14 protein-coding genes and 1 riboswitch are annotated in these 13,630 nt (G+C 68.8%); of the genes, 6 read left to right on the top strand and 8 right to left on the bottom strand.

What is annotated here, in order from left to right:
- Positions 1 to 3: 3 nt before the first annotated feature.
- Both RR3_RS18945 and RR3_RS18940 read right to left on the bottom strand, forming a co-directional pair.
- Positions 4 to 1,287, bottom strand: coding sequence for a thymidine phosphorylase (locus tag RR3_RS18945; RefSeq protein ID WP_017679621.1), 1,284 nt, complete (start codon positions 1,285 to 1,287; stop codon positions 4 to 6).
- Positions 1,280 to 1,702: a cytidine deaminase gene (locus tag RR3_RS18940; protein WP_026137505.1), complete on the bottom strand. Its 423-nt coding sequence runs from the start codon at positions 1,700 to 1,702 to the stop codon at positions 1,280 to 1,282. Before RR3_RS18940 ends, RR3_RS18945 begins: the two co-directional genes overlap by 8 nt.
- 253 nt (positions 1,703 to 1,955) lie before the next feature.
- Here RR3_RS18940 and sdhC point away from each other — a divergent pair, with 253 nt between their 5' ends.
- The 4 genes from sdhC to RR3_RS18920 are packed head-to-tail and all read left to right on the top strand — an operon-like array spanning position 1,956 to position 5,345.
- Positions 1,956 to 2,360, top strand: a complete 405-nt coding sequence (gene sdhC, locus RR3_RS18935) for a succinate dehydrogenase, cytochrome b556 subunit (RefSeq protein ID WP_072786530.1) — start codon at positions 1,956 to 1,958, stop codon at positions 2,358 to 2,360.
- 1 nt (position 2,361) lies between these two features.
- Complete coding sequence (locus RR3_RS18930) at positions 2,362 to 2,802, top strand: succinate dehydrogenase hydrophobic membrane anchor subunit (protein ID WP_010594838.1); 441 nt, start codon at positions 2,362 to 2,364, stop codon at positions 2,800 to 2,802.
- 15 nt (positions 2,803 to 2,817) lie between these two features.
- Entirely contained in the window at positions 2,818 to 4,569 is a 1,752-nt protein-coding gene (sdhA, locus tag RR3_RS18925) for a succinate dehydrogenase flavoprotein subunit (RefSeq protein ID WP_003935735.1), read from the top strand.
- A complete protein-coding gene (locus RR3_RS18920) occupies positions 4,569 to 5,345 on the top strand; it encodes a succinate dehydrogenase iron-sulfur subunit (protein ID WP_003935736.1) in 777 nt (258 codons plus the stop codon). Before sdhA ends, RR3_RS18920 begins: the two co-directional genes overlap by 1 nt.
- 58 nt (positions 5,346 to 5,403) lie before the next feature.
- On the opposite strand, the gene RR3_RS18915 is transcribed toward RR3_RS18920, so the two are convergent.
- Both RR3_RS18915 and RR3_RS18910 read right to left on the bottom strand, forming a co-directional pair.
- Positions 5,404 to 6,444: an NAD(P)-dependent alcohol dehydrogenase gene (locus tag RR3_RS18915; RefSeq protein WP_010594839.1), complete on the bottom strand. Its 1,041-nt coding sequence runs from the start codon at positions 6,442 to 6,444 to the stop codon at positions 5,404 to 5,406.
- An 89-nt stretch (positions 6,445 to 6,533) separates the two neighbouring features.
- Positions 6,534 to 7,541: an NADP-dependent oxidoreductase gene (locus tag RR3_RS18910; protein ID WP_010594840.1), complete on the bottom strand. Its 1,008-nt coding sequence runs from the start codon at positions 7,539 to 7,541 to the stop codon at positions 6,534 to 6,536.
- Between the two features lie 122 nt (positions 7,542 to 7,663).
- On the opposite strand from RR3_RS18910, the gene RR3_RS18905 reads away from it, so the two are divergent.
- Positions 7,664 to 8,260: a TetR/AcrR family transcriptional regulator gene (locus tag RR3_RS18905; RefSeq protein WP_026137506.1), complete on the top strand. Its 597-nt coding sequence runs from the start codon at positions 7,664 to 7,666 to the stop codon at positions 8,258 to 8,260.
- Here RR3_RS18905 and yhjD read toward each other — a convergent pair.
- The 4 genes from yhjD to RR3_RS18885 all read right to left on the bottom strand — a co-directional run bounded on the left by yhjD (position 8,205) and on the right by RR3_RS18885 (position 12,547).
- Complete coding sequence (yhjD, locus tag RR3_RS18900; protein WP_010594842.1) at positions 8,205 to 9,269, bottom strand: inner membrane protein YhjD; 1,065 nt, start codon at positions 9,267 to 9,269, stop codon at positions 8,205 to 8,207. The genes RR3_RS18905 and yhjD overlap by 56 nt on opposite strands.
- 58 nt (positions 9,270 to 9,327) lie before the next feature.
- Entirely contained in the window at positions 9,328 to 10,368 is a 1,041-nt protein-coding gene (gene trpS / locus RR3_RS18895; protein WP_017679624.1) for a tryptophan--tRNA ligase, read from the bottom strand.
- Between the two features lie 72 nt (positions 10,369 to 10,440).
- On the bottom strand, positions 10,441 to 11,244 hold the full coding sequence (locus tag RR3_RS18890; protein WP_026137507.1) for an exodeoxyribonuclease III: 804 nt from the start codon (positions 11,242 to 11,244) through the stop codon (positions 10,441 to 10,443).
- A gap of 85 nt (positions 11,245 to 11,329) precedes the next feature.
- Entirely contained in the window at positions 11,330 to 12,547 is a 1,218-nt protein-coding gene (locus RR3_RS18885; protein WP_010594845.1) for an NADP-dependent isocitrate dehydrogenase, read from the bottom strand.
- A 266-nt stretch (positions 12,548 to 12,813) separates the two neighbouring features.
- Positions 12,814 to 12,929: riboswitch (SAM riboswitch) on the top strand.
- Positions 12,930 to 13,015: 86 nt separating this feature from the next.
- On the opposite strand from RR3_RS18885, the gene RR3_RS18880 reads away from it, so the two are divergent.
- Positions 13,016 to 13,630: PLP-dependent transferase (locus RR3_RS18880; RefSeq protein WP_174557588.1), on the top strand; the 615-nt coding region annotated here is incomplete at its 3' end.

The raw sequence follows: 13,630 nt of genomic DNA, 5'->3' as shown, positions 1-13,630 counted from the left end.
CGGCTAGGCGGTGATCCGCTCGACGACGAGCGGTCGTGTCGCCGGCGCGGAATCGGCGATGTGCACGCCCTCGCCGAGGGTCGCCATCGCGGCGGGGAACTTCACCGGGGTGTCGGTGTGCAGGGTGGCGATCGTGTCCCCGGCGCGGACCCGGTCCCCCGGCTTCGCGTGCAGCTCGATCCCCGCCGCAGCCTGCACGGGTTCGCCCTGCCGTTCCCGGCCGGCGCCGAGTCGCCATGCGGCCACGCCCACCGCCATCGCGTCGAGTTCGGCCAGCACGCCGTCGCCGGGTGCGCGCAGTTCCTCGGTGTACCGGGCCGCGGGCAGCGGCGCGTCGGGGTCACCGCCCTGCGCGGCGATCATCGCGCGCCACCGGTCCATGGCGGTGCCGTCGCGCAGCCGGTCTGCGGGGTCGACGTCGTCGCGACCGACGGCGGCGAGCATCTCGCGGGCGAGGGCGAGGGTCAGCTCGACCACGTCCGACGGGCCGCCGCCGGCGAGCACCTCGACGGCCTCGCGCACCTCGAGGGCATTGCCGGCGGTGCGCCCGAGCGGGACGTCCATCCGGGTGAGGAGCGCGGTGGTGTGCAGCCCCTCGTCCTCGCCCAGCTCGACCATGGTGCGGGCGAGCTCGCGGGCGTCGCCCAGGTTCTTCATGAACGCCCCGGAGCCGACCTTGACGTCGAGGACGAGGGCGCCGGTGCCTTCGGCGATCTTCTTGCTCATGATCGAGCTGGCGATCAGGGGGATGGACTCGACCGTGCCTGTGACGTCGCGCAGGGCGTAGAGGCGGCGGTCGGCCGGGGCGAGATCGGCGCCGGCCGCGCAGACGACTGCACCCACCGCCGGGTCGGCGAGGATTTCGGCGATCTCGGCGGTGCTCAGTTCCGCCCGCCAGCCGGGAATCGCCTCGAGCTTGTCGAGGGTGCCGCCGGTGTGGCCGAGTCCGCGGCCGGAGAGCTGGGGTACTGCGACGCCGCAGGCAGCGACGAGCGGAGCCAGCGGAAGGGTGATCTTGTCGCCTACGCCGCCGGTGGAGTGCTTGTCGACGGTGGGCAGGCCCAGTCCGGTGAAGTCGAGACGCCGGCCCGAGTCGATCATGGCGGTGGTCCAGCGGGCGGTCTCGGCGCGCGTCATGCCCCGGAAGTAGACCGCCATCGCGAGGGCCGCCATCTGCTCGTCGGCGACGACACCACGGGTGAACGCCTCGATGATCCAGTCGATCTCGGCGCCGCCGAGTTCCTTGCCGTCCCGTTTGCGGGTGATGATCGACAGGGCGTCAGGCACGATCGGTCCCTCCCGCCTCGCGCACCGCGTCCAGGTCACCGGGCCCGAACGCGTCCGGCAGCAGTTCGGAGAGGGGCCGCGGACCGCGACGCGTGTCGACCTCGAGTTCGGGACCGCCGTGTTCGGCGAGGATCTGCCGGCAGCGCCCGCACGGGCTCAGGACGGCCCCACGCGCGTCGCAGACGGCGACGGCGCGCAACCGCCCGCCACCACCGGAGATCAAGTTACCGACCAGTACACATTCGGCACACAGGCCCACTCCGTGTGAGACATTTTCCACATTGCATCCGACGACGATCCGTCCGTCGTCCACGAGCGCCGCAGCCCCCACCGGGAAACGGGAGTAGGGTGCGTACGCGCGGCCCATCACCTCATGTGCTTTGGCGCGCAAGGTTTTCCAGTCTACGTCCGGCATGGTTGCCCATCCTGTCACGGTGGCCGATTCCACGGTCCACCGCCCCGCCCGGGCCAGATCACAGTTGGAAAGGCATACCTAACTTGTTATTTGGCGGCCGTACGAACCGCCACGCGAATTAGTTCCCGACTTTCGGATAGGACTAAAGTCGGTCGAAGTCGGTTCAGGTTCACGTCGAGCCCGTGCTGCGGAATCCCCCAGAGGCTGGAGAGGCTCGACGCGTCCACCATTGACGTTGGAGGCACAGCACTCGATGAGCAGCACGACTGAAGCCGCTCCCGCACCGGGGCGCACACGGTCGCTTTACCGGGGAGACCCGGGCATGTGGTCCTGGGTTCTGCACCGGATCACAGGCGTGGCGACATTCTTCTTCCTTTTCGTCCACGTCCTGGACACGGCACTCGTCCGGGTGAATCCCGAGACCTACGACAGTGTCATCGAGACCTACAAGAATCCCGTCGTCGGTCTCATGGAGCTCGGGTTGGTGGCGATGGTGCTCTACCACGCCCTCAACGGCCTGCGCGTGATGCTCGTGGACTTCTGGTCCAAGGGCCCGCAGTACCAGCGGGTGATGCTCTGGACGGTCCTGGCGATCTGGTTCGTGGTGATGATCCCGGCCGCCGGTCGCATCTTCTACAACATGTTTGCGGGGCACTGAGATGACTGAAGCCAAGACTCTCGGCACGGCGTACGACCGCCCGGCCAGCCTCGACAATCCGCGCTCCCCGCGCCGCGCCGCGAAGAACAACTTCGAGCTCTACGCCTGGTTGTTCATGCGCCTGTCCGGTCTCGCCCTGATCATCCTGGTGCTCGGCCACCTGTTCATCATGCTGATGCTGGACGAGGGCGTGCACCGCATCAACTTCGCATTCGTCGCCGGACGCTGGTCCAGCCCGTTCTGGCAGTTCTGGGACCTGTCGATGCTCTGGCTCGCGCAGCTCCACGGCGGCAACGGCCTGCGCACCGTCATCGCGGACTACTCCCGCAAGGACTCGACCCGATTCTGGCTCAACACGATCCTGGTCGTGTCGATGATCCTGATCATGGGCCTGGGCACCTATGTGATCTTCACCTTCGACCCCAACATCGTTGCGAGCTAGGGGAGCTACGACTTCATGCAGGAACATCGTTATGACGTGGTCATCGTCGGTGCCGGCGGCGCCGGCATGCGTGCGGCCATCGAGGCCGGTCCCCGCGCCCGCACCGCAGTTCTGACCAAGCTCTACCCGACCCGCAGCCACACCGGCGCCGCGCAGGGCGGCATGTGCGCCGCCCTCGCGAACGTCGAGGAGGACAACTGGGAGTGGCACACCTTCGACACCGTCAAGGGTGGCGACTACCTCGTCGACCAGGACGCTGCGGAGATCATGGCCAAGGAGGCCATCGACGCGGTGCTCGACCTCGAGAAGATGGGTCTGCCGTTCAACCGCACCCCCGAGGGCAAGATCGACCAGCGCCGGTTCGGTGGCCACACCCGTGACCACGGCAAGGCCCCGGTACGGCGCGCCTGCTACGCGGCCGACCGCACCGGTCACATGATCCTGCAGACGCTCTACCAGAACTGCGTCAAGCACGACGTGGAGTTCTTCAACGAGTTCTACGCCCTCGACATCTCGCTGACGCAGACCCCCGAGGGTCCCGTCGCCACCGGCGTCATCGCCTACGAGCTCGCCACCGGCGAGATCCACATCTTCCACGCGAAGTCGATCGTGTTCGCCACCGGCGGCTCGGGCCGGATGTACAAGACGACGTCCAACGCGCACACCCTCACCGGTGACGGCATGGGCATCATCTTCCGCAAGGGCCTGCCGCTCGAGGACATGGAGTTCCACCAGTTCCACCCGACGGGACTCGCGGGCCTGGGCATCCTGATCTCCGAGGCCGTGCGCGGCGAGGGCGGCATCCTCCGCAACGCCGACGGCGAGCGCTTCATGGAGCGCTACGCCCCCACCATCAAGGACCTCGCGCCCCGCGACATCGTCGCCCGCTCGATGGTGCTCGAGGTGCTCGAGGGCCGCGGCGCCGGCCCGAACAAGGACTACGTCTACATCGACGTGACGCACCTCGGTGAGGACGTCCTCGAGGAGAAGCTCCCGGACATCACCGAGTTCGCCCGCACCTACCTCGGCGTCGACCCCGTCACCGAGCTCGTGCCGGTGTACCCGACCTGCCACTACGTGATGGGCGGCATCCCCACCAAGATCAACGGTGAGGTGCTGCGCAACAACGAGGACGAGGTCCCGGGCCTGTACGCCGCGGGCGAGTGCGCCTGCGTCTCCGTCCACGGCGCCAACCGTCTCGGCACCAACTCGCTGCTCGACATCAACGTGTTCGGCCGTCGCGCCGGCATCGCCGCGGCCGAGTACGCCAACACCCACGACCACGTGGACCTGCCGGAGGACCCGGCCCGCAACGTCGTGGAGTGGCTCGAGCGGATCCTGGGCGCGGGCGGCAAGGAGCGCGTGGCGGACATCCGCAGCGAGCTGCAGCAGTCCATGGACAACAACGCCTCGGTGTTCCGCACCGAGGAGACGCTCACCAAGGCGCTCGAGGACATCCACGCGCTGAAGGAGCGGTACAAGAACATCACCGTCCAGGACAAGGGCAAGCGCTACAACAGCGACCTGCTCGAGGCCGTCGAGCTGGGCTTCCTGCTCGAGATGGCCGAGGTCACCGTCGCCGGTGCGCTCAACCGGAAGGAATCGCGCGGCGGTCACGCCCGCGAGGACTTCCCGAAGCGCGACGACGAGAAGTTCCTCAAGCACACCATGGCCTACAAGGAGGGGACGGAGCTGATCTCCCCCATCCGCCTGGACTACAAGCCGGTGGTGCAGACCCGCTACGAGCCGATGGAGCGGAAGTACTGATGACAACCCTCGAGAAGAACGAAGCCGACGTCTCGAACCTGCCACCCGTGCCCGAGGGCGCCACGATGGTCACCCTCAAGATCGCGCGGTTCAACCCCGAGGACGGCAAGGGTCAGCACTGGGACAGCTTCCAGGTTCCGGCGCTGCCGTCGGACCGCATGCTCAACCTGCTGCTCTACGTGAAGGGCTACCTCGACGGCACCCTCACGTTCCGCCGCAGCTGCGCGCACGGGGTGTGCGGCTCGGACGCCATGCGGATCAACGGCGTCAACCGCCTGGCCTGCAAGATCCTGATGAAGGACATGCTGCCCAAGGACGGCAAGCCGGTGACCATCACCGTCGAGCCGATCCGCGGCCTGCCGGTCGAGAAGGACCTCGTCGTCGACATGGAGCCCTTCTTCGACGCGTTCCGCGCCGTGAAGCCGTTCCTCATCGCCACGGGCAACGAGCCCACCCGCGAGCGGATCCAGTCGCAGGCCGACCGTGCCCGGTTCGACGACACCACCAAGTGCATCCTGTGCGCGTGCTGCACCACCTCGTGCCCGGTGTACTGGAACGACGGCAGCTACTTCGGTCCCGCCGCCATCGTCAACGCGCACCGGTTCATCTTCGACAGCCGTGACGAGGGCGCCGCCGAGCGTCTCGACATCCTCAACGACGTCGAGGGCGTGTGGCGCTGCCGCACCACCTTCAACTGCACCGACGCGTGCCCGCGCGGCATCCAGGTGACGAAGGCGATCCAGGAGGTCAAGCGCGCGCTGCTGTTCGCTCGCTGATCCCCGTACCCGACGAAGGCTCCGCACTCGATCCGAGTGCGGAGCCTTCGTCGTCGTGTCAGCCCGGGACGACCACCCCGCGGCCGCGGATGCTGCCCTCGCGTAGCCGCCGGTAGGCCGTGGGTCCCTCGTCGAGGGTGAACGTCTCGGTGTGGATGTCGAGCCGGCCGGCACGGGCCAGGTCCACGACGTCCATCAGCTCGGACCGCGTGCCCCAGTACGGCGTCACGACGGACGCGCCGAACGGGATCATGAAGAAGCCGACCTTGGCGTGGGCGCCGGCATGGATGCCGACCACCGAGATGTGCCCGTCGATCGCGACCACCTGCTGCGCCGTGTCGATCGTCGACTGGGCGCCGACGAAGTCGAACACCGCCGTCGCGCCCTCACCGCCGGTCAGCTCCCGGATCGCGTCCGCCGCCCCGGCGCCCGACTTCACCGCCGCGTCGGCGCCGACCTCGCGGGCGAGCGCGAGTCGGTCGTCGTCGAGATCGACGGCGATCACGCGGGCCGCGCTGACGGCGCGCAGGATCTGGATGCCGACGTGCCCGAGTCCGCCGACCCCGATGACGACCGCGGTCGAGCCGGGTCCCAGCAGGGGCAGGACCCGCGAGATCGCGTGGTACGGCGTCAGGCCCGCGTCGGTGAGCGGAACCGCCGCGACGGGGTCGAGGTCCCCGATCGGGACGAGGTGGCGCGCCGAGTCGACGATCATGTACTCGGCCATCGACCCGGGCGAGCCGAGACCGGGCGGGGTGATGCCCAGCTCGGCGGCGCGGGTGCAGTAGTTCTCCCGGCCGCGCGCGCACGCGTGGCACGCACCGCACCCCCACGGCCCGTACACGGCGACGGCGTCCCCCGTCTCGAATCCGGTGACGCCGGCGCCGAGTTCGGCGACGGTGCCGACGCCCTCGTGGCCGAGGGTGAGGGGAAGACCGTAGATGTACTGCTCTGCCGGCATGTCCATCACGAAGATGTCCGAGTGGCACAAGCCGGCCGCGGTGACCTTCAGCAGGATCTCACCCGGCCCGGGCGCCGGGGTGGGGACGTCGACGACGACCGGCTCGGAGCCGATCTCGGTGTACTGGAGGGCTTTCATGCGCCCGACTCTACGGCCGGGAAGGTGCGCCCGCCCGGCACTGGAGCGAATCTTCCGCTGCACGACGCCGGCCGTTCCGGCTCCGGACGTCAGGCGGTTCGGACGAGCATCTTGCCGACGTTGCGCCCGCGCATGAGGTCGAGGAAGGCATCGACCGAGTTGCCGATGCCGTCGACGATCGTCTCGTCGAACACCACGTCGCCGGCCGCGAGCCACGGCCCCATCTTCGCCGCGAACTCGGGGAAGACGTGGGTGTAGTGGCCGAGGGTGAAGCCCTGCAGGGTCAGGCCGCGGGTGATGATGTTGGCCATGTTGTCCGGGCCCGCCGTGCGTTCGGTGTTGTTGTACAAGGCGATCGCGCCGCACAGGGCGGCCCGGCCGCCGTCGCGCAGGACGTCGAGGGCCGCCTCGAGATGGTCGCCCCCGACATTGTCGAAGTACACGTCGATCCCGTCGGGCGCGGCCCGGCGCAGCTGACGCCGCACGGGCGCCGACTTGTAGTCGAACGCGTCGTCGTAGCCGTAGCGCTCGGTGAGCATCGCGACCTTGCTCTCGGAGCCGGCGGAGCCGAGCACCCGGCTCGCTCCCTCGAGCCGGGCGATCTGTCCGGCGGCGGTGCCCACCGCCCCGGCGGCCCCGGAGACGAAGACGGTGTCCCCCGGCTGCATGCGGGCGATGTGCATCAGACCGACGTAGGCGGTCAGTCCCGTCAGCCCGAGGATGCCGAGGTAGGCGGAGTTCGGGACCCCCGGCAGCTCGTCGACCACGCGGAAGGCGGCGGCGTCGCCCTGCGCGACGTCGCGCCAGCCCAGATCGTGCAGTACGACCGAGTCGACGGGGTGGGCCGGCGACGTCGACTCCACGACGCGGCCGACGGCGCCGCCGGTCATGGTCTCCCCCAGGGCGAACGGCGGGATGTAGGACTTCACGTCGTTCATCCGTCCCCGCATGTAGGGGTCCACCGAGACGAACTCGTTGACGACGCGGACCTGGTTCGGGCCGAGGTCGGGCAGGTCGGCCGTCACGGTGCGGAAGTCGTCGTGCGACGGCCAGCCGACGGGGCGCCGGACCAGCTGGATCTGGGTGCTAGAGGTCACCGGGTGTGAACCTTCCTCACGTATCGAGCCGCCGGGACAGTCCCGGCGGCTCCGGAGTATTGAACTGACCTTTCCAATATATACTGGACCGGTCATTGCACAACGGAGGATCGGAAGGACGCATGGGACGACCACCGGGGTTCGACGCCACCGATGTCGTGGAAAGAGCACGGGATTTGTTCTGGGACAAGGGTTTCGAAGCCACGTCCGTCCCCGAGCTCGAGCGGGCGACCGGCCTGAACAGGTCGAGTCTCTACAACGCCTTCAGCAGCAAGCGCGGGTTGTTCGACGCCGCCGTGCGGGACTACCTCGACCGCGTCGTGCGTCCCCGGCTGCGCGTCCTCACCGACGAACCCGTCGCCGCCGATGCGGCGGCACGCTACTTCCGGGCGCTGGCCCGCACCGTCGCGGCCCTGCCGGACGACTCGCCGCGCCGCGGCTGCCTGCTGCTCAACAGCGCCGCGGGCCTCGCCGCGCACGACGAGGCGCAACGCGCGGTCGTCGCCGCCTACCGCACCGAGCTGGCGACCGCGTTCGCCCACGCGCTGCGCGCCCTCGATCCCGCCGCCGACGGCGAGACGCTGGCCCACCGGGTGCGGGTGCTGGCGTCGCTGTCGCTGAGCACGCTGCTGCTCGCCCGCGTCGACCGGGACGAGGCGGTCGCTACCGCCGAAACCGCGCTCGCACAGCTCGACGAATGGCGCGCGAGCGCTCGCTGAGCAGGGCCCCGCCGACCGCACCGGCACCGACGAGCGCCAGACCGCCGCGCAGGCCGGGACCCTCGTGCACCTCCACCCGCGGCGTGATCCGAGCCAGCTCCGGGGGCGGCACGTGGGCCAGGACCAGATTCTCCTTGGACGACGCCGCCCACGCCGTGGCGAACAGCAGCATCCGGGCGGTCAGGTTCGCGAACACCAGCACGCCGAGGATCGGGCCGAACGCTACCCCGGCGGGACCGCTGGTGACCCGGGAGAGGTAGATCGAGCCGACCTGCTTGAACACCTCGAACGCCACGGCGGCGAGCAGGCCGGCCCGCATCGCGCTGCGGAAGGTGACGGGCTCCCGGGGCAGCCGGGCGATCACCCAGGTGAACAGCAACCACGTCGCGCACACGGCGAGGGCGATCGTCGTCACCGTCAGCGCCACCCCGATGCCGGGCACGTTCTCGAGCCGCAGCACCCCGACGAAGAGGTCCATGACGGGTCCGCTGCTCGCGGCCGACAGGGCCAGCGACGCCACGATGGCGAGTCCCAGGCCGAGGAGGGTCAGGGCGTCGTTGACCTTGGTGCGCACGAACCCGTCCTTGACATGCGGGTGGTCCCACATCGCCGTGAGCGCGTCCCGCAGGTTGGTGATCCAGCCGATCCCCGCGTACGCGGCGGTGAGCAGGCCCACGGTTCCCACGGCGCTGCGGGAGGCGATCGCGGAGTCCACCAGGCCCTGCACCGTCGCGCCGAGCTCGCCGGGGATGTTCTGGGCGATCGCGGTCTGCAGCTGCTCGAGGGTCTCGGGCCGGCCCGCGAGCACGAAACCGGCCACCGAGAACGACAGCATCAGGATGGGAATCAGGGACAGCACACTGAAGTACGTGATTCCCGCGGCGTAGTAGTCGCCCTTCTGCTCCTGGTACCGCAGGCCGGCCCGTACCAGGTGGTCGAGCGACGGATGCGCCGCTCGTTGCCGCTCGAGAAACCCCGGTTTCGACGGTTCGGTGGAATCGTCGGCCATCGGTGGGCAGCTCCTTCCGCGTTCCGCCGCCCCGGGCTGTGTGCGGGGCACGCCCCGGCTACTTGCGGGGCAGGAATCCCACCCTGTCATAGACCTGCCCGAGTGTCCGGGAAGCCACCTCGCGGGCCTGATCGGCACCGGTCGACAGGATGCGCAGCAGCTCCGCCTCGTCGGCGAGGTACTCGTCGACCTTCGCCTGCAGCGGCACGACGAACTCGGTGAGCACCTCCGCGGTGTCGGCCTTGAGATCGCCGTACCCCTTGCCCGCGTAGCCGGCGACGAGTTCGTCGACCGGCCGGCCGGACAGCGCGGCCTGGATGGTGAGCAGGTTGCTCACGCCGGGCTTGTTCTCGGGGTCGAAGCGGATCTCGCGCTCGTTGTCCGTCACCGCCGACTTGATCTTCTTGGCCGACACCTTCGGATCGTCGAGCAGGTTGATCAGGCCGGCCGGGGTGGCCGCGGACTTGCTCATCTTCGCCGTGGGGTTCTGCAGGTCGTAGATCTTGGCGGTGCCCTTGATGATCTGCGGCTCGGGAACAACGAACGTCTTGCCGAACCGGGTGTTGAACCGCTGCGCGAGGTCACGGGTCAGCTCGAGGTGCTGACGCTGGTCCTCTCCCACCGGCACGCGCTGCGGCCGGTACAGCAGGATGTCTGCCGCCATGAGCACGGGGTAGGTGAACAGACCGACGCTGGCGTGCTCGGTGCCCTCCTTGGCGGACTTGTCCTTGAACTGCGTCATCCGGCCCGCCTCACCGAAGCCGGTGATGCAGCTCAGCACCCACGCCAGCTCGGCGTGCTCGGGTACCTGGCTCTGGACGAACAGCACCGACCGGTCCGGATCGATGCCGACGGCGAGCAGCTGAGCGGCCGCGCGCAGAGTGCGCCGTCGCAGCCCCTTCGGATCCTGCGGCACGGTGATCGCGTGCAGATCGGGGATGAAGTAGTAGGCGTCGAACTCGTCCTGCAACGGAACCCACTGCTGCAGCGCGCCGAGGAAGTTCCCGAGATGGAACGAATCGGAGGTCGGCTGGATACCCGACAGCACCCGCGGCCGGGCGGTCGGCGTGGTGGTGTTCTGTTCTGCAGTGCTCGCCATGGTTGTCGATACTTTCACGTGCGTGGAGAGCCGCTCCCGGGAGGTCGGCTCCGATCGCGGGGTCCGCCCGGGTCAGCGGAACTGCACGGTGACCGGGGCATGGTCCGACCAGCGCTCGGCATAGGTGGCGGCCCGCTCGACGCGGGCCTCCTTCGCCCGGGCGGCCAGCCCGGCCGTCGCGAGGTGGTAGTCGATCCGCCAGCCGGCGTCGGTGTCGAACGCCTTGCCGCGGTAGGACCACCACGAATACGGGCCGTCGACGTCCGGGTGCAGGGCGCGCACCACGTCGACCCAGCGGCCGTCGGCGAGGAGGGCATCGAGCCAGGCGCGCTCGCCGGGCAGGAACCCGGACTTCTTCACGTTGCCCTTCCAGTTCTTGATGTCACGCTCGGTGTGGGCGATGTTCCAGTCCCCGCACACCACCATGTGCCGGGCCGCGGCCTCGGCCTCGGCGGCGCGGTGGTTCAGGTGCGCCGCGAACGACGCCATGAACCGCTCCTTCTCCTCCTGCTTCGGAGTGCCGGCCTCCCCGGTGGGCAGGTACAGACTGCCGACGGTCAGATCGCCGAAGTCCGCCTCGACGTACCGTCCGGAGGCGGCGAACTCGTCCTCGTCGAACCCGACGCGCGAGGAGTCGGCGGGGCGCCGGGACAGGATCGCCACCCCGGCACGGCCCTTGGCCTCCGATTCGGCCGACACGACGTACCACCCGGCATCGAGGGCCGGCGCGATCGCCGCGTGGAACTGCTGCTCGGTGGCGCGCACCTCCTGCAGGCACACGATGTCGGCGGGCTCGGTGGCCAGCCAGGCGAGCAGGCCCTTGCCGGCGGCGGCACGGACACCGTTGACGTTGACGGTGGAGACGACATGAGGCACGCCGGTCACCGTAGCGGACGGTCCCGACCCGGAACGACGACGGGACGCCCCCGGCAGGGGCGTCCCGTCGTGTGCGGTCCGTGCGTCAGGCGCGGGCCTTCTGGAGGTTCTCGTCGAGCGCGGCGAGGAACTCCTCGGTGGTCAGCCATGCCTGCTCGGGCCCGATGAGCAGGGCGAGGTCCTTGGTCATCTGGCCGGCCTCGACGGTCTTGATGACGACGTCCTCGAGCTGCTGGGCGAACTCGATCACCTCGGGGGTGTTGTCGAGCTTGCCGCGGTGCTCGAGACCACGGGTCCAGGCGAAGATCGACGCGATCGGGTTCGTCGACGTCGGCTTGCCGGCCTGGTGCTGCCGGAAGTGCCGGGTGACGGTTCCGTGCGCGGCCTCGGCCTCGACGGTCCTGCCGTCCGGGGTCATGAGCACGGAGGTCATCAGGCCCAGCGAACCGTAGCCCTGCGCGACGGTGTCCGACTGGACGTCGCCGTCGTAGTTCTTGCAGGCCCAGACGTAGCCGCCCTCCCACTTGAGCGAGGAAGCGACCATGTCGTCGATGAGACGGTGCTCGTAGGTGAGTCCGGCGGCGTCGAACTCCGCCTTGAACTCCTCCTCGTAGATCCGCTGGAACTCGTCCTTGAACATGCCGTCGTAGGCCTTGAGGATCGTGTTCTTGGTCGAGAGGTAGACCGGGTAGTTCTGCTGCAGGCCGTAGGACAGCGAGGCCCGCGCAAAGTCCTGGATGGACTTCTTGTAGTTGTACATCCCCATGACGACGCCGCCGTCCTCGGGAATCCGGCACACCTCGTGCTGGATCGGCTCGGAGCCGTCCTCCGGCGTGAAGGTGATGGTGACGGTGCCCGGGCGGTCGACCTTGAAGTCGGTGGCGCGGTACTGGTCGCCGAAGGCGTGACGGCCGACGATGACCGGCTTGGTCCAGCCCGGTACCAGGCGCGGCACGTTCGAGATGATGATCGGGGCACGGAAGATGGTGCCGCCCAGGATGTTACGGATCGTGCCGTTGGGCGAGCGCCACATCTTCTTCAGGCCGAACTCCTCGACCCGGGCCTCGTCGGGAGTGATGGTCGCGCACTTGACGCCGACGCCGTGCTTCTTGATGGCGTTGGCCGCATCGACGGTGACCTGGTCGTCGGTCGCATCGCGGTGCTCGATGCCGAGGTCGTAGTACTCGAGATTCACATCCAGGTAGGGATGGATCAGCTTGTCTTTGATGAACTGCCAGATGATGCGGGTCATCTCGTCGCCGTCGAGTTCGACGACCGTTCCTTCAACCTTGATCTTGGACATGTGCGCTTCGCGTCCTCCTAGGAAGTGTCCCTGGTCCCAAGTCGATCCCACTTTGTGGGTGCGATCGTGGTCGGCTCAATGAACCATTTATGGCGTGCTCACACGTGCGGAACACGGTCCAAACAAGACGAGCGTACTGCTATCGCCCCGGTCCGCCAAGCGCACCCCCGGCTACCCGCGGGTAACTTTCACCTGCTCAGGCGCCCTCTCCCGGCAGGCACGGGTCGCCTACCGAAGCGTCCGTCCGAGCCGCTAGACTCGCGCCAGGTCATGAGTACCAGCGTGAAGCCCCGGCTTGCTGGTCGGCAACCCTCCGGCCAGGGTGGGGTGCTCCGGGTGATGACCCGGTCGTCCGGCGACACGCCGCACGACAAGCCGGTCCGATGGAGGTATTCGTCATGAGGGTTGTGATCATGAGCTGTCGTCACTAGCCGCCCCGACCTCCCGACCACGGCCAGTAAGGACATCATGACCGACAGCGAGAACACCCGGCGCGAAGACGGCTGGAGCTTCGAGACCAAGCAGATCCACGCAGGACAGCCCGCCGGCGGCGACACCCGCGCCCGCGCCCTGCCGATCTACCAGACCACCAGCTACACCTTCGACAACACCGACCACGCCGCCGCCCTGTTCGGCCTGACCGAACCCGGCAACATCTACACCCGCATCATGAACCCCACCCAGGACGCGGTCGAACAACGCATCGCCGCCCTCGAAGGCGGCGTCGCCGCCCTGCTCCTCGCCTCCGGCCAGGCCGCCGAGACCTACGCCATCCTCAACCTCGCCGCCGCCGGCGACCACCTCGTCGCCAGCCCCTACCTCTACGGCGGCACCTACAACCTGCTGCACTACACCCTGCCCCGCCTCGGCATCGAGGTCACCTTCGTCGACGACCCCGACGACCTCGACCAGTGGCGCGCCGCCGTCCGCCCCACCACCCGCGCCTTCTACGGCGAAACCATCGCCAACCCCAAAAACCACCTCCTCGACATCCCCGGCGTCGCCGCCGTCGCCCACGAGCACGCCCTGCCGCTGATCGTCGACAACACCGTCGCCACCCCCTACCTGATCCGCCCCCTCGAA

The sequence above is a fragment of the Rhodococcus ruber NBRC 15591 genome, from assembly GCF_001894945.1.
GTDB lineage: Bacteria > Actinomycetota > Actinomycetes > Mycobacteriales > Mycobacteriaceae > Rhodococcus > Rhodococcus ruber.
This window is presented reverse-complemented; position numbering and strand designations above follow the sequence as displayed.